Raw genomic sequence first — 16,381 nt, 5'->3', positions numbered from 1 at the left:
CAAAAAAGAGTGCGCAGATGTAATTATATCAACTGGAGGATTTATAAGGAAACAAAAAACCTCTGCCAGAAAACAGGCAGAGGCATTGTACGTTATTTTTTCAAATTGAAAGGCCACCAGTTGGCTCTTCCGAATATTTTCACCATGACCGGTACAAAAAATGGAAGGACAACAATTGCATACATGAGGAGGCCGGTTAATACCACGGTTGCAATCTCCAAAAGGGAGAGAACGCCTGACGGCAGCATGGCCGCAAAAGTTCCCGCTAAAATAATGGCCGCCGAAATGATGACCGAGCCCATATTTTTCATACTGCTGATCATCGCGGCTTCCGTCCCTTCTTTTTTCAGCTCATTAAAGCGGTCCATTAAAAAGATGGAATAATCCACACCAAGAGCCATCAGAATGACAAAGCCGAAAAACGGCACGGCCCAGTTTACGCCCGGATACCCGAAGAAGTGTGTAAAGATGTATTCCGTCACCCCGATGGATGCGAAATACGTCAGGACGAGCGAAGCCACTAAATAAACCGGCATAATGAGGGAGCGCAGCATCACGATGAGAATCAGAAAAATGCCCGCCAGCATAAACATTGCCGTCCGTTTGAAATCTGAATCCGATACTTCTTTTAAATCGGCATTCATGCTGGAAACCCCGGAGACGCCGAAAGAGGCATTTTTCAGATCCGTGTTCGGAATGATCCTTTTAACGCTCGCTTTGATCGCTTCAATATCTTGAATAGCCGTATTTGAATAAGGGTTGTTATCAAGAACAACGGTTAATTCTGTCGTTTTTCTGTCATCTGACATGTACGTATTAAACACGCTTGTGAAATCGCTATTTTCCAAGGCGTCTTTCGGCACAAACCAGCCGGCCATTTCTTTGTCTGACGCCTTATGAAGTTCACCCAGATAATCATTCGCCCCCATCATGCCGCTTGACACTTTCTTAAGCCCTTTTACACTATCGTTAAGGCCGGAAGAAAGATCGCTGAGCTGGGAAGAAAAATCACCGAGACCGCTCTGCATTTTTTTCTGACCCTCCGCGAGCTGCCCTGCCGCCGATTCAAGGCGCGGCATTTGTCCGGCGAGAGCCCCCTGGCCGTCTGACACTTGCTGAAGGCCGTTTTCAATTTGGATCAGGCCGTTAATCATTGCGTTAATTTGGGTGTCAATCTTTTTCTGGGCGGCTGACAGTCGGGAAAATTGTTTTTCCGCTTGCTGCAGATGATCCTTTTGACTGTCAACCTCTTTAGAAAACGCTTCGGCGTCTCTATTTGCTTTGGAAACGGCTGACTGTACATCTGTAAAAGCAGATTTGATCACTTGATAGGACGGATCAGCTTTCACTGCCGGTATCGATGCTTCCAGTTTTGCAAACGGCAGCCGGTTAAGCTGTTTGTTCAAATCAGCAAGCTGCCTGCTCGCTTCATTTTTCATCGGCAGAACGGTTTTGACCAGCTTTAAAGCGTTTTGCGTTTCTGAAGCGAGACCGCTATTTTGGCTGAGCTGCATAGAGAGCATTTGTTTCTGTTCTTCAATCTGCTTTCTCATTTGAGCGACACCGGCTTTATTCTTATTGACGCCCGCCTGCAGTTTATTCAGGTTTTCTCCTATATCAGAAAGCCCGGATTTCAGAGACAGTGTTCCGTCAATAAGCTGATTGACGCTTTTTCCCGACTCTTCAATCTGCGGCTGTGAATCAGCTAACGACTTTGCGGCATGCCCTAAACCGTCCGTTATTTTTTCAAGTCCTGTATTGCCTTTATCAAGCCCTTCTTGAAGCTGTTTTGCCTGATTTGTGACAAATAATTGATTCAATCCGTTTCCCGCAGGGCGCGTGGCGCTTCTGACCGTTTTCACACCTTCTGTCTTTTCAAGTTCTCTGCTGATTTTTTCGATATCAATCAGGTGTTTTTCGGTATTTAATTTGTCGTCATTTTTGATGACAACTGTCGCCGGAAGAAGTTCTCCGGGGCCGAATGCGTCTGAAATCGTATTAAACGCGCGAACGGATTCATATTTATCCCCGATTTCGTCAAGGCTGTTGTAAGATAGAGCGCCTTTGTAAAGAAGGATAGGCGGGACGGTGAATACCGCCACGATTGCAAGACTGATGAGCGGCCTTTTAAATGAAAACCGCCCTGCCGTTTCCCATGCTTTGCTTTGCGGATGGGAAATATCGCCCTTAACAGGCCAAAACAGTCTTTTTCCTAAAACAGCCATAAAAAACGGCACGATCGTCATGAGTGCAAGCAGCAGCACCGCGACGCCGACCGCAACGGCAGCTGCCGACTGATACAGTTTAAATGTCGCAAATCCGATGCAGGCAAATCCGATCAATACCGCTCCGCCGCTGTATAAAACCGTCTTTCCGGCCGTTTTATAGGTCACAACGATCGCTTCTTTTATATCAGCGCCGTGAGACAGTTCTTCTTTAAAGCGGCTGAGAAGCAGGATGCAATAGTCTGTGCCGATGCCGAACATAATCGCAACCATAAAAATCTGCGTAAAGGTTGAGAGCGGAAAATCCAGCTGATCGACTAAAAATGCGACAATGGACTGGCTGACTAAATAAGAAATTAATACAGATAATAGCGGCACAAACGGAGCAACCACTGATCGGAATACAAGAATCAGCACGATCAGGATAAAGGCAACCGTTATATATTCAGTCTTTTTTAAGCCGTCCTGCGAGCTTTTCAACACATCTTCGTCAATCAGCGACTGGCCTGTGATGCCGTATGATACACCGTACGGTTTCAGTTCTTTATCAATTTTGTTTTTTATTTTGAGGATGTCATTTTTCGATGTATCAAGCTGCAGCTGAACGAGCATCGTTTGTCTGTCTTTTGACAGAAGCTGTTTTTTGACGTCTTCATTTTTTTCCCCGAAATATGAGGTCACCGTTTTAATATGAAGCGCTTTTTTATGTTCAGATAAGGTGTTCACAGCCTCCTGCAAACGAGCTTTTTTGTCTGTCATTAAGCCTTTCTCGTGAAATACGATGACGGCTGAAGAAGACGGTGCGTCTGAATCAGACATTTCATCAAGCAGTTTATGGGCGTAAGAAGAGGAATATCCGTCCGGTACGGAAATCTGCCCTTTCTCCCGTGTCAATTCAGCCATATCAGGCGCTGTAAGCATAAACATCACCGTTGCGGCGATCCATGCCGCGGCGATAATCCAGCGGGCTTGGATAATCTTTTTCATTATGTCTGCCGATCCTCCTCTGTCATCATCAGTCGATATAATTTTTCGTATATATTAACGAACATTTCCGCCTCGTCTTCATCAAAATGCATAATGTATGAACGAACGAGATCCTCAATCCGCCGCTCCACTCGGTGAAATACTTCCGTCCCCTTTTCCGTGACGTTTAACAGAATGCTCCGGCGGTCGCTTTGGCTCCGTTCTCTTTTGATGTATCCTTTTTCATACAGGCGGTTCGTCATGGATGTAATGGCGCTTTTGTTGACGTGGCATACTGCTGCCAGTTCAATTGATTTGCAATCGGGATTGAGCATAATATAGCGGAGTATGTAATATTGATCCAATGTCAGCTCTTTGTTCACTTTTTCGGCGATAATGCTGTCAATTTTTTTTAAGACGTGCAGGTATACATCGGAATAACGCTGAATGAGCTGTTTTATTTTTTCTTCATGCACCTTTTCCCCCTCCTTTAATAGTTAATATGTTTAACTATTAAAGAATAACGAGCTGACGGTATCATGTCAATATTCAGAATCAAATAAAAAAAGACAGTGCAGATTACACCGTCTTTAATGATTCCTTTTTTTCTTTTGCTTGTGAAGAGATATTTAACAGCGCTAAAAATACTGATACAATGCCGCAAAAAGCAGATAAAATGAAAATCAGCCAGCCCGCATTTGACATCAGTGCGGCAAATATCGGCGGTCCCGCCGCTACTCCGATAAACCGCATGCTGTTATAAAATGAGGTGATGGTTCCCGATTCCTCGTTGTCTACGCCTTCTGTGATGACAGCGTCTAAAGCCGGCAATGCCATTCCGATACCGATACCGCTGACACACAAGAAGATAAATAATAAATAAAAACTGTGATTCCACCACAGGCCGATAAATGACAGTGTCACGGTACTCATTCCGAAAACGATGCAAAACTTCATTTTGCCTTGGTCTTTCCCGATTTTTCTGCCTGCTATATACGAACTGACGGATAAAAATAAAAGCGGGATTGCCAAAAGCGCTCCTTTCGCCACACCGTCAATTCCGTACTTCTTCTCCAGCGAGTCTGATAAATAAAACAGAACCCCGAACAGCAAAAACATAATCACGCAGCCGATGATAAATACCGTAAAGAGCCAGCGGCCGTCACGCTTAAATATGTGACCCACATTTTTCACGAATTCGGAAATAGAAGGCACTTCTTTTTGCTTTTTTTCCGGCTTATCCACCATAAACAAAACGAGAAAAAAACTGATGAGCGAAAAAAACGGAATGAACCAAAACGGCATAAACCAGAACCAAGCAGCCAAGAGCGACCCGAGAATCGGACTTAGTACTTTCCCGGCTGTGTTTGACGTTTCAATGTCGCCGAGCCCCGCGGTAATCCGCTCATCATCCCCCTTGAACAAATCACCGATAAACGGCATCACAACAGGAGCCGCCCCTGCCGAACCGATTCCCTGAAGCACCCGTCCCGCCAAGATAATGGGATATGGATGCTTGAACGCGGTCGAAGCTATCGCGGCAATCGCGCCGCCCGCACCGGCTATGAGAAGACAAGGCAGAAGGACCTTTTTTCTTCCGAATTTATCGGACAGATATCCGGCAATCGGAATACAAATAATCGCCACAATCGAATATACCGTTATAATTAACGATACTTGAAAAGACGATATGGACAGCTTCTTTTCAATCATCGGAAGGACAGGAATCAGCATCGAATTCCCGAGTGTCATGACGAGCGGTACAGAAGCCAAAGCAATGATATTTTTCGTTCCATTTTTCTTCTTACTCAACTTATTCACCCATTCACTATACTTGGTTGTTTCCTGTTTTATTGTGCCTTGCAGCAAACAAAGTATGTACGAACGGCGCAAATAAAAAAACAGACACATGACGCGTCTGTTTTAAAAACGTTTTCTGACAACATGAAAGCTGAACTTATCAGCCCGGAAATAATTTAATGAATACAGCACAGGCTCATCATGCTGATTATAGTGGGTTTGTTTCAGCAATAAAAGCGCCGTCTCCGGTTCGCACTCCAAAACCGGTGAAATCGTATCGTGGTATCCGATCGGTTCAATATCAGCAACGGCATAGCTGATCACAGATTCGGAGTTTTTTTCCAAGAGATCAAAAATGGATTCCTGTTCATGACAGAAAGAATTCGGCAGAATGTCCATCGGAATCGTATCCAGACAGTAAACGACCGGAGTGCCGCTTGCCGTTCTCACGCGCTCCAAATAAAAAAGCTCCTGCTCAGGCTCAAGCCGGAATCTTGCGATATCTTCATCAGACGGTGTAATAACCTGAGACGACAAAAAAATCGTACCTGGCACCATGTTCGCTTGCTGAATCATTTTCGTCACACTGTTGAGCTGTTCAATACCTGAAAGAAACAGCGGTTTTGTATGGACGAAAGTGCCCACACCGTGCCTTCTGATAATCACATGCTCCTCTTCAAGGATACGTAAAGCTTCACGCAGAGTTGCCCGGCTGACACCCATCGATTTTGAAAGCTCAAATTCAGAAGGAAGCTTTTCCTTTTCGGTGTAAATTCCGTTTTGTATATCCTCTTTGATTCGCTCAATCACTTTTAAATACAAGTGACGATTGTCAGCTTTTGTAGACATGTTTCCCCTCCGTAAACCACTTTCATAAATTATTGAACAATTGGGACAACTATATCATGTTTTGATAAAAAAATAAATAGGAATGATTTTGGCGGTATCATTTTAAGCGAAAGCTCTCTCCTTTTTAAGAAGAGAGCTCATCATATTGTTCTTTTGATAATAGTACTTCCCTCGGTTTGCTTCCTTCATACGGCCCGACGACGCCCCGTTCCTCCATTGCGTCGATCAGACGCGCGGCCCTCGTGTATCCGATTCTGAACCGTCTTTGAAGCATGGAGACAGATGCCGTCTGCATGCCGATAATCAAATCGACCGCTTCGTCATACAGATCATCCGTCACTTCACTGTGTGTTTCCGCGGTTTCTTCCGGGATCATTTCTTCTTGGTACTGCGCTTTTTGCTGTGTGATGACATGATCTACGACATGCTCAACCTCTTCATCCGATAAAAATGCTCCCTGGACCCGCACAGGCTTATTCGCGCCTACAGGCAGAAACAGCATATCTCCGCGGCCGAGAAGTTTTTCAGCGCCGCCCATATCTAAAATCGTCCGTGAATCGGTCTGAGATGAGACGCTGAAGGCAATTCTCGACGGAATGTTGGCTTTAATCACTCCGGTAATGACATCGACTGAAGGCCGCTGTGTCGCGATAATCAAATGAATGCCTGCCGCCCGAGCCATCTGTGAAAGTCTCGTAATCGAATCTTCCACGTCGGAAGAAGCGACCATCATCAGATCGGCAAGCTCGTCAACGATAACGACGATGTACGGCAGTTCAGGCTGCTTTACTTCTTCTTCGGCATTTGACCGCTTGATATGGTCGTTATAGCCTTCTATATTTCTCGTGCCCGTATGGGAGAACAGTTCATAGCGGCGCTCCATCTCATTGACGACCTTTTTTAAAGCCTGTGAGGCCTTTTTCGGATCTGTCACGACCGGCGCAAGCAGATGAGGAATGCCGTTATACACATTCAGCTCAACCATTTTCGGGTCAATCATCATCATTTTCACTTCATGCGGTTTGGCTCGCATCAGGATGCTTGTAATAATACCGTTGACACAGACGCTTTTCCCGCTTCCCGTGGCCCCAGCGACGAGCAGATGGGGCATTTTGTTCAGTTCGGCAAGCACAGCCTCCCCGGAAATGTTTCGCCCCAACCCGATCAGAAGTTTCGCATCCGGCTTGTCGTTGAGCTTGGATTCAAGCACTTCTTTTAACGAAACCATCGCAACTTCAGCGTTCGGCACCTCGATGCCGATTGCTGATTTCCCCGGAATCGGCGCTTCTATCCGGATATCCTTCGCGGCAAGCGCGAGTGCGAGGTCATCACTCAGATTCACGATTTTACTGACTTTGACCCCAACGTCCGGATAGACCTCATATTTTGTGACCGCCGGACCGAGATGAACCTGCGTCACTTTCGCCTTTACGCCGAAGCTTTGAAAAGTCCGTTCGAGTTTTCTTGCATTCTCGTAAATGTTCTTCTTATCTGTCTGCTGGCCTGTATGTTTCGGGTCAGCCAGAATGTCCAATGAAGGCATTTGGTAATCCTTATTTTCAAGCTCTGTAAACGTCATGGGCGGAGCCGCAGCCGCCGGTTCGTCACTGTCTTGAGCGCCGCCGGAGGGCTCTTCTTTTACCATTTGAGCCGTCTCCTGCGTCTCTTCAGAAATCATCGGTTCGTCACGCTTCTCCTGACGGTCTGAGAAGCTTGAAATAATCGGCTCTGAATGGATGATCGGCGAAATGATTTCCTCATCCTCTTCTTCTGGCTCAGGCACTTCTTTTTTCTTTTGAACCCGTTTTTGTTTTTTGCCCGATTTGGTTTTTGTTTTCGGCGAAGACATATTCGTTCTGACCGTTTTCATATCCTCAAGAAACGCCTGCCATTGACCGCGGATAAACCGGCCGACGGGGCTCGTCCATTTTTTGAGCGTTTCCTGCAGTGAACGCCCCGTTACAAGAATCAGCCCCATTAAGATCAGCACGATCGCCATGATCTGTGAACCCGTTGATGCAAATAAAAAGTGGGAAGCTGCAAACAGTACCGCGCCGATCATACCGCCGCCCAAATCAGGCGAGGCGGCCTGCTGTTTCATATCCATCATAAACAGCTCCCACGTGTTGCCGATGACACTTGCGGACCGAATCGACCCGTGATGAGACAGATTTTTAAAGAGCTGTACGTGAGACAGCAGCAAAATACTGGCGATAATACAGTACAATCCGGCTTTCCTTCTCGTTAAAAGACTTGGACTCTTCTTTTTCCAAAACAGCGAAATTCCCAGAAGGAAGAGCGCAATTAAGCATAAAATAAACCACTCTCCGGCAAAAAAACGGAACAAGTACACAAATGTCTGTCCCACAACGCCGAGCTGCAAAACAGCAATAATCGAGATTGCAACGCAGAGCAGTCCGCTTAGTTCGTATTTTAGATTGAGCTTACTCTCTTGTTTCTTTTTAGATTTCCGTTTTTTCTTTGCCACACTCATCACCTTACTGCGTTAAAAAATGTAAAATCATACATCATGAAGAAAAGCAGCCTTTTACCGGCTGCGTTTTTCTGTAGGATTCCCCTATTATAGCATATTTTGCCCCCGAGAAACGGACTGAATGCCGGTTAGATTTTCAACTTGATTTTTTGCCCCGGAGCGATGTCCGGATTCAGAAAATCCATCGGGTTCGTACTTAAAATCTGTACGACTTCAGCTTCATTTCCCTTCATTTCGACTAACAGCGGCACACCGGCATAGTCTACCTGTTCATGCGCGCTTTGCTCTCTTTCCTGACCGTAAACGACTTCTTGAGGCATGACGGTATAAAGGATCATTGAATCATCATTCCTTCCTTGCCCTTTCGTTCTTCAATCAGCTGATTCAGCTTTTTTATCGCCTGTCCGACGCCGCCGACGGCATCAATTAATCCGTAATCAGCCGCATCTTTTCCGACTACGTTCGTTCCGATGTCCCTGGTCAGGTTTCCCTTTGAAAACATCAGTTCTTTGAATTTTTCTTCGGAAATATTTGAATGATGGGTCACAAAGTTGACGACCCGCTCCTGCATTTTGTCCAAGTATTCAAATGTTTGCGGAACCCCGATAACCAGACCTGTAAGCCGAACGGGGTGAATGGTCATAGTCGCTGTTTCCGCGATAAAACTATGATCACATGACACGGCGATCGGCACACCTATCGAGTGTCCCCCGCCGAGTACGATTGAAACGGTCGGTTTTGACAAAGATGCGAGCATCTCTGCAATCGCAAGCCCCGCTTCCACATCACCGCCGACGGTGTTTAAGATAATCAGAAGTCCTTCAATTTTCGGATTTTGCTCAATGGCGACGATTTGCGGAATGACGTGTTCATATTTGGTTGTTTTATTTTGCGGCGGCAGCTGGACATGCCCCTCAATTTGGCCAATGATTGTCAGACAGTGAATATTGGTATCTTGAGACATTTGCGGCAGAGATGTCTCTCCCAGCTGCTGAATTTTGCTCATAATGCTGTCTTTCGCATCTGATTTTTCGGGCTGCTGTTCTTCGGTGTTTTCCATACGATGCTCCATTTTATCTTCACCCTTTCCGAATGTCTCTTTGTATTATGAACAAAGAAGCGGGTTTCCATCCGGGAGATGAACAAAAACAAAGCCGGAGCATCATGCGCTCCGGCTTTTGTGTACATTATACTTCCATAATGATCGGAATGATCATCGGCTTGCGTTTTGTTTTTTCATAAAGGAATTGGTTCAGCGCATCGCGCATGGCTTGTTTCAGCGTGGACCATTCTACGGCGGATGTTTCCGTCGCTTCTGTCACGATTGAGCGGACGAGCTCAGTAGCTTGTACAATTAAGCCTTCTGATTCTCTGACATATACGAAACCGCGCGTAATGATTTCAGGACCCGATACGAGGTTCTTTTTCTGCTTATCAAGCGTAATCACGACAATGAGAATGCCGTCTTGTGACAATAAGCGGCGGTCTCGCAGCACGATGTTGCCGATGTCGCCGACACCTAGGCCGTCAATCAGAACGTTTCCGTACGTGACTTTATCCCCGATTTTCACATTCTGGCCGCGGAATTCAACGACGTCGCCTTTTTCAATTAAGAAAATGTCGCTGCGTTTCATGCCGATTTCTTCAGCGATTTTGGAATGCGCTTTTTGCATTCTGAATTCACCGTTAACCGGAATTAAATATTTCGGTTTTAACAAATTAAGCATGAGTTTTAATTCTTCCTGCGAACCGTGACCGGACACATGCACGCGTTTTTGGGCGAAAATGACTTGAGCCCCGGCGCGGACAAGCTGGTTGACGGTTTGGGAATATACCAATTCATGTCCCGGAATCGGTGTTGATGCAATGACAACGGTATCTCCTTCTTCAATGTTAAGCTGCTTGTGCGCCTGCTTGGCCATCCGCGTAAGAGCGGCTAACGGCTCACCATGGCTTCCGGCTGTAACAATTGCCACTTCCCGTTTCGGATATTTTTTCACATCCTGCACCGGAATGAACAATTCATCTTCTGCTTCAATATAGCCGAGCTTGCGCGCAAGCTGAAGCACATTTTGCAGGTTTTTTCCGGCGATTGCAAGTTTGCGGCCGTTCTGGGCGGCAGCCTGAATCACTTGCTGAATCCGGTTGATATTAGACGCGAATACGGCAACGATGACGCGGTTGTCTGAATTGTACATCGCATCGGAAATTTCACCGCTTACATGTGCTTCTGACGGAGTATATCCCGGGCGCTCCGCATTGGCGCTGTCAGAAAGCAGGGCAAGCACACCGCCGTTTCCAATTTTGGCGATTTCGCCGATATCACATGATTGGTGATAAGCAGGCGTCTGGTCAAATTTGAAGTCTCCCGTGCATACAATAGAGCCAAGTGATGTTTTAAAGCTGACTCCCACTGAATCCGGGATGCTGTGGATCGTTTTAAAGAACGATACTTTTGTTGATTCAAATGTAATGACTGATTTGGAGTGAACTTCACGTAAATCAGCTTTTCGATTATGCCCGTACTGCTTGAGCTTTTCTCTCAGCAAAGCAAGCGTTAGCTTCGTTCCGTATACCGGCACCGACAGCTTGTTCAATAAATAAAAGACGCCTCCGATGTTTTCATCGTGTCCGTGTGTCAGAAAAATGGCCTTCACGCGGTCAGCCCGTTCTACCAAGTAAGAAATATCCGGAATCACGACATCAATACCGAGCATTTCATTTTCAGGGTGCATGAGCCCCGCATCTACTACAAATATGTCCGAGTCAATTTCAATGACATATAGGTTCTTCCCAATTTCTCCGACACCGCCAAGGGCGATAATTCTGACGTTTTCTGTATTTTTCTTTTTCAAAATCTGTATCCTCCTAGTCTCATACCCGTCCATCATCACTTGTTCCTATTATAACTGATATCAATTTTAGAAAACAAGAAGAAGCGGAAGGTTTAGGGAAAACCAATATGTAGACAAAACGGTCAAACTCACGATAAAAATGAGAATGACCGCGTATTTTAACTGTATAAATTTTTTCTTACAGTTCGCTGATGACGCTGCTCAGGCTCAGGCGTTCATCTTCATTCAGCGGAATAAGAGGAAGACGCACAGATCCGACATCAAGGCCTTTCAGCTGAAGCGCCGTTTTGACCGGAGCCGGATTAGGCGCTTTAAAGAGCTCCTTCATGATCGGGAGAAGCTTCTGATGAATCAGTGCCGCGGTTGCCGTCTGCCCGTTTGTATAGTTTTTAATCATTTGCTGCATGTCAGAACCTACAATATGACTGGCCACTGACACGACTCCTCTTCCGCCGACTGCGAGGATAGGAAGGGTTAACCCGTCATCACCTGAATAGACGTAAAAATCTTCCGGCGTTTCGGCGATGATTTTCGTAATCGCGTCAAGATCACCGCTCGCTTCTTTAATCGCAGAGATATTCGGAATCTCCGCAAGTCTGATGGCCGTTTCCGGCGCAAGCGAAGCGACCGTTCTGCCCGGCACGTTGTAAAGCATAACAGGAAGAGACGTTTCTTCAGCTATGGCTTTAAAATGACGGTACATGCCCTCTTGGGAAGGCTTATTATAATAAGGCGTGACAAGCATAACGCAATCGACGCCGGCTTCTTCAGCTTTTTTTGTCAGTTTGATGGAGTCTTTCGTATTGTTGCTTCCCGTACCCGCAATAACAGGCACGCGTCCGTTCACTTCTTTGACTGTAAATTCAAAGAGTGCAATTTTTTCTTCCGTTGAAAGTGTCGGAGATTCGCCGGTCGTCCCTGCGACGACTAAAGAATCCGTGCCGTTTTTCAACAAATAGTCGATTAATGTAGACAGTTTTTGAAAGTCTACATTCCCTTTACTGTCAAAAGGGGTAATCATCGCTGTAGAAATATTTCCGACATTCATTTTTTTCACCTCATCATGATTCAATCACATTTACTTTGAAAGTTCAAACACTTCATGCAGCGCATTTACGGCCGTTACCATATCTTTTTCATGAACGAGCACCCAGATCGTCGTATGGCTGTCGGCGGATTGCAGAATCGGAATGCCTTTATCTGAAAGTGCGGAGACGATTTTTGACGTAACACCCGGCACACCCATTATTCCGGCACCGACCGCTGACACTTTCGCACAGCTTTCCGTCACTGTCGGTTCATAGCCTAATTCGGCCAAAATGCTGCGCGCGGCTTCCGTTTTACTGCCGGCTACGGTATAAACGATTTCACTCGGCGTAATGTTAAAGAAATCTACGCTGATGCCGGCGTTCGCCATTGCTTTAAAGACTTCTGTCTGTACATTGTATTGCCCCATTTTGGCGGGAACTTTAAATTGCGTTACGTCTTTTACATGAGCAATCCCCGTGATCAGCCGTTCGAACACATCGCTGCCGACGTTAGACGAATGATGGGACGTCACCAGAGTTCCTTTGTCTTTTGAATAAGTCGAGCGCACGCGGATCGGCACCTTTGCCTGCATGGCGATTTCCACCGCGCGCGGATGAATGACTTTCGCGCCCTGATAGGCAAGGTTGCAGATTTCAGTATATGTGACATTCGGAAGCGGCTTAGCATTTTCCACGATTCTCGGATCAGCTGTCATGACGCCTTCCACGTCCGTAAAAATGTCGATAAACTCAGCATCAACCGCCGCGCCGAGCGCCGCTGCTGATGTATCGCTTCCTCCTCTGCCGATCGTCGTCGTGTCGCCTTTTTCAGTCGCTCCCTGAAATCCTGCCACAACGACGGCATCATGGCTGGCGAGTGTCGCGAACAGCCGCTCTGTTTTCATTTCTAAAATTTTGGCGTCAGTATGCTGGGCATTGGTTAAAAAGCCGGCCTGGGCTCCTGTTAAAGCTGCGGCTTTTATGCCGTTTTCCTTCAGCATGCTGGTAAAAACAACAGACGAAATCGTTTCTCCGCAAGACAGAAGCATATCCTGCTCTCTCGGAGAAATGTCGGACTGGCTGCCGTAAAGAAGCCCGATCAAAGAATCCGTCGCGTACGGGTCTCCTTTTCTTCCCATCGCCGATACGACAACGACAACTTTATATCCTTCACTGATGGCATCTTTAATGTGTGCTAACGCAAGCTTGCGGCCTTTGTCATCTTTTACGGATGTTCCGCCGAATTTTTGAACAATGATTTTCACTATTTTCACTCCAAATTAGTCTGACGTAACAGAAGAGAGCAGGCAGAGCCTTACTCTCTTCTGTTCGCCTATAGAAAATACGTTTGTTTTATACGAGGTTCAGTTTTTGCAGGCTTTCCGCAATTTGAACCGAGTTCCAAGCGGCGCCTTTTAACAGGTTATCAGAAACAACCCACAAATGAAAACCGTTTGCTCTATCCAAATCTTTACGGATTCTTCCTACAAATACATCCCGTTTGCCGACGCAATCAGCAGGCATCGGGTAAAGCTGCTCCGCAGGATCATCCTGAAGCGTAACACCCGGAGCCTCTTTTAAAAGCTGTTTAATGTCTTCCACGGTTGCGTCATCACGGTCAAGCTCAATGTAAACAGATTCTGAGTGGCCTGTTTCAATCGGCAGTCTGACACATGTCGCAGCCACTTCCAGCTTCGGCATATGCATGATTTTTTTCGTTTCATTAATCATTTTCATTTCCTCAAACGTGTAGCCGTTATCTTGGAATTTATCAATTTGCGGAATGGCGTTAAAAGCGATTTGATAATGCTTTTTGTCCCCTTTAACCGGCATAATGGACGGTTCTGCAGGCTCATTGTTTAAAATCGCCTTCGTCTGGCTGTACAGTTCTTTCGCCGCTTCATTGCCGGCTCCGGACACAGCTTGGTAAGTAGATACAATGACTTTTTTCAAGCCGTATGCTTTGCGGATCGGTTCAAGCGCCGCCACCATCTGAATCGTTGAACAGTTAGGGTTGGCGATAATGCCGTTATGTTTATGCAGATCACCTTCGTTCACCTCAGGCACTACAAGCGGTGTATTTTCATCCATGCGGAATGCGCTGGTATTGTCAATTACGATGGCTCCCCGTTTTACAGCCTCAGGCGCCAGGCTTTGTGATACGCTTCCGCCGGCGCTGAATAGCGCGATATGAACGCCTTCGAAGCTTTCCGGAACAGCTTCCTGCACTGTATACTCTTCGCCTTTAAACGTTACTTTCGTACCAGCAGAACGCTTTGAGGATAGTAGTGTGAGTGTTTCGATTTCAAAGTTTCTGTCTTCCAATGTTTTCAGCATTTGCTGCCCTACGGCTCCCGTCGCTCCGACAACTGCTACGTGTAATCCTCTTCCCATCTGTAAAACTCCTTCCGCCAATTAAGCATCATTTGTTGAATTGACTTTGCATTTTACGTTTTATTTTACCATAGAATAGTCACGGATTGACCGAATTTTTTTATTCCGGAATGATTTTATGTGTCTTGATTTTTTATGACTGATGCTGTACAAGCACAGGCTGAACCTGCTGATGCAAAAGCGCTTTTTCTACCGTAATCGGAAGGAGATCCATTCTGGCGACAAGAGATGTCGGTTTTCTCACGTGGTCATCCTGGCCGAATGGGATGAAAAATATGTTTTTTGCGGACATCAGCCTCATTAAATTCGTTCCGTTTAAACCGAGGCCGTCATTTGTCGAAATGCCGAGCACGACCGGGCGGCTGTTGCGGATCGTGGCTTTCGCAGCCATAAGGACGGGGCTGTCAGTCATCGCATTTGCGAGTTTGCTCATTGAGTTTCCGGTTAAGGGGGCGATGACCATGCAGTCGAGCGGAAGTTTCGGCCCGAGAGGCTCCGCTTTTACGATGGAATCAATTACCTCAAAACCTGTTGTTTCTTCAATTTTTCTGACCCAATCTCCCCCCTCTCCAAAGCGCGTATCGGTCGATTGGACGGTCGACGTCACAATCGGCCGGACTTCAGCCCCTTGTCTGACAAGTGCTTCTATTTGCGGAAAAACCTCCTCATATGTGCAATGTGAGCCGGTTAATCCGAATCCGATTCTTTTCCCATTCAGAGACATGGCTAATTCCCCTCTTTCTTTAAGTCTGCCAAAAGCTTGCTCAATACGTTCGCAATAATCTGTCCGGCTGTTTTCGGAGCCACAATTCCCGGAAGACCCGGAGCAAGCAGCGCTTTAATGCCCTGTTTTTCAGCATATTTGAAATCCGTTCCGCCCGGACGGGATGCTAAATCCAAAATCAAGGTCTTCGGCGTCATGCGCGATAAAACGCTTTGATTCAGAATCAGACTCGGTACGGTGTTAATACAAATATCAATATCATTTACATGATCAGTAAGTTCTTCAATTTGAAAAGGAGAAAGCCCCATTTCCGATATACGGGCCAAATGAGCCGAACTCCGCGCGCCCACTTTTACCTTCGCTCCCAACGCTGCAAACGTCCGGGCGATCGTCATACCGGTGCGCCCCATGCCGAGAACGGCGACATTTGACCCGTGAATGGTATAATCCGTATGCTGAATCGCCATCATGATTGTCCCTTCAACTGTGGGAATCGAGTTGAATATCGCGATGTCATCCCGCTCAAATAATTTAACAAGCTTGCGGCCGGCTTCGCTGGCGATGCCCTCAAGGTATGCATTAGAGATGCCTGAATAAATCACGCAATGCTCCGGTGTCTGCTCAAGGTAACTCTGCTTTAATACCACTTCTTCATTTGAAAAAACCGTTGAGACAATGCCTTCTCCGGTCGTTGCCGATACAGGCAGGATGATACTGTCTATTTTCGGAAATGGAATCTCATCAATTTTACATTTGACGGTTCCTGTAAAACCGTCATCCAATTGGTCAAATCCTGCAAGATAAATATCGGCATGCTGTTCTGTCAGCTTCCTTATAATCTCAAGCTGTCTTGCGTCACCGCCAATAATCGCAATTGTCAATCCGGTTAACATTTGAAACGTTCACCTTCTTTACAGTTACTGGATCTTTTAAGTGTCATCCTCCTCTTCATCGTATGTGCAAAGAGAAAGGGCGGTGAATGTACAGCGTCTTTTTCATAAAAAAAGCACCGGCTGTTTGAGCCGGTGCTTGCGAAAAATGAATAC

At 46.2% G+C, this 16,381-nt stretch carries 13 protein-coding genes; all 13 read right to left on the bottom strand.

Features of this window, described 5'->3' with window-relative positions; translation table 11 throughout:
- Positions 1–92: 92 nt before the first annotated feature.
- Positions 93–3,212: an MMPL family transporter gene (locus tag AD710_RS16150; RefSeq protein ID WP_049628491.1), complete on the bottom strand. Its 3,120-nt coding sequence runs from the start codon at positions 3,210–3,212 to the stop codon at positions 93–95.
- Positions 3,212–3,667 carry a MarR family winged helix-turn-helix transcriptional regulator gene (locus tag AD710_RS16145; protein ID WP_016936071.1) on the bottom strand — a complete coding sequence of 152 codons (456 nt, stop codon included), beginning with the start codon at positions 3,665–3,667 and terminating at the stop codon, positions 3,212–3,214. Before AD710_RS16145 ends, AD710_RS16150 begins: the two co-directional genes overlap by 1 nt.
- A 103-nt stretch (positions 3,668–3,770) precedes the next feature.
- The gene (locus tag AD710_RS16140) at positions 3,771–5,003 is read right to left on the bottom strand and encodes a bacillibactin exporter BcbE (RefSeq protein ID WP_049628490.1); all 1,233 of its coding nucleotides are present in this window, start codon (positions 5,001–5,003) and stop codon (positions 3,771–3,773) included.
- A 111-nt stretch (positions 5,004–5,114) separates the two neighbouring features.
- Complete coding sequence (locus tag AD710_RS16135; protein ID WP_016936073.1) at positions 5,115–5,840, bottom strand: GntR family transcriptional regulator; 726 nt, start codon at positions 5,838–5,840, stop codon at positions 5,115–5,117.
- Positions 5,841–5,964: 124 nt separating this feature from the next.
- Positions 5,965–8,328, bottom strand: a complete 2,364-nt coding sequence (locus AD710_RS16130) for an FtsK/SpoIIIE family DNA translocase (RefSeq protein ID WP_049628489.1) — start codon at positions 8,326–8,328, stop codon at positions 5,965–5,967.
- Between the two features lie 134 nt (positions 8,329–8,462).
- The gene (locus AD710_RS16125) at positions 8,463–8,672 is read right to left on the bottom strand and encodes a YlzJ-like family protein (protein ID WP_016936075.1); all 210 of its coding nucleotides are present in this window, start codon (positions 8,670–8,672) and stop codon (positions 8,463–8,465) included.
- A complete protein-coding gene (locus AD710_RS16120; protein ID WP_049628488.1) occupies positions 8,669–9,406 on the bottom strand; it encodes a ClpP family protease in 738 nt (245 codons plus the stop codon). The genes AD710_RS16125 and AD710_RS16120 overlap by 4 nt, the downstream gene beginning before the upstream one ends.
- 115 nt (positions 9,407–9,521) lie before the next feature.
- Positions 9,522–11,189, bottom strand: coding sequence for a ribonuclease J2 (gene rnjB, locus AD710_RS16115; RefSeq protein WP_049628487.1), 1,668 nt, complete (start codon positions 11,187–11,189; stop codon positions 9,522–9,524).
- A 178-nt stretch (positions 11,190–11,367) separates the two neighbouring features.
- Positions 11,368–12,237, bottom strand: a complete 870-nt coding sequence (gene dapA / locus AD710_RS16110) for a 4-hydroxy-tetrahydrodipicolinate synthase (RefSeq protein WP_003154166.1) — start codon at positions 12,235–12,237, stop codon at positions 11,368–11,370.
- A gap of 30 nt (positions 12,238–12,267) precedes the next feature.
- A complete protein-coding gene (gene dapG, locus AD710_RS16105; RefSeq protein WP_049628486.1) occupies positions 12,268–13,482 on the bottom strand; it encodes an aspartate kinase in 1,215 nt (404 codons plus the stop codon).
- A gap of 88 nt (positions 13,483–13,570) precedes the next feature.
- The gene (gene asd, locus AD710_RS16100) at positions 13,571–14,611 is read right to left on the bottom strand and encodes an aspartate-semialdehyde dehydrogenase (RefSeq protein WP_003154169.1); all 1,041 of its coding nucleotides are present in this window, start codon (positions 14,609–14,611) and stop codon (positions 13,571–13,573) included.
- Between the two features lie 133 nt (positions 14,612–14,744).
- On the bottom strand, positions 14,745–15,335 hold the full coding sequence (gene dpaB / locus AD710_RS16095; protein ID WP_049628485.1) for a dipicolinate synthase subunit B: 591 nt from the start codon (positions 15,333–15,335) through the stop codon (positions 14,745–14,747).
- Positions 15,336–15,337: 2 nt separating this feature from the next.
- Entirely contained in the window at positions 15,338–16,228 is an 891-nt protein-coding gene (gene dpaA, locus AD710_RS16090) for a dipicolinic acid synthetase subunit A (RefSeq protein ID WP_016936081.1), read from the bottom strand.
- Positions 16,229–16,381: the final 153 nt, after the last annotated feature.

The organism is Bacillus sp. JFL15 (assembly GCF_001184225.1).
Taxonomy (GTDB): domain Bacteria; phylum Bacillota; class Bacilli; order Bacillales; family Bacillaceae; genus Bacillus; species Bacillus siamensis.
Note: the sequence above shows the minus strand (reverse complement) of the source record. Positions and strands in the feature narration are given on the sequence as shown.

Bases quoted from the DNA above. Each gene is read 5' to 3' on its own strand.
- AD710_RS16120 (WP_049628488.1), bottom strand. From the start codon at position 9,406: ATGGAGCATCGTATGGAAAACACCGAAGAACAGCAGCCCGAAAAATCA.
- AD710_RS16135 (WP_016936073.1), bottom strand. From the start codon at position 5,840: ATGTCTACAAAAGCTGACAATCGTCACTTGTATTTAAAAGTGATTGAG.
- AD710_RS16150 (WP_049628491.1), bottom strand. From the start codon at position 3,212: ATGAAAAAGATTATCCAAGCCCGCTGGATTATCGCCGCGGCATGGATC.
- asd (WP_003154169.1), bottom strand. From the start codon at position 14,611: ATGGGAAGAGGATTACACGTAGCAGTTGTCGGAGCGACGGGAGCCGTA.
- AD710_RS16125 (WP_016936075.1), bottom strand. From the start codon at position 8,672: ATGATCCTTTATACCGTCATGCCTCAAGAAGTCGTTTACGGTCAGGAA.
- dapA (WP_003154166.1), bottom strand. From the start codon at position 12,237: ATGAATGTCGGAAATATTTCTACAGCGATGATTACCCCTTTTGACAGT.
- dpaB (WP_049628485.1), bottom strand. From the start codon at position 15,335: ATGTCTCTGAATGGGAAAAGAATCGGATTCGGATTAACCGGCTCACAT.
- dpaA (WP_016936081.1), bottom strand. From the start codon at position 16,228: ATGTTAACCGGATTGACAATTGCGATTATTGGCGGTGACGCAAGACAG.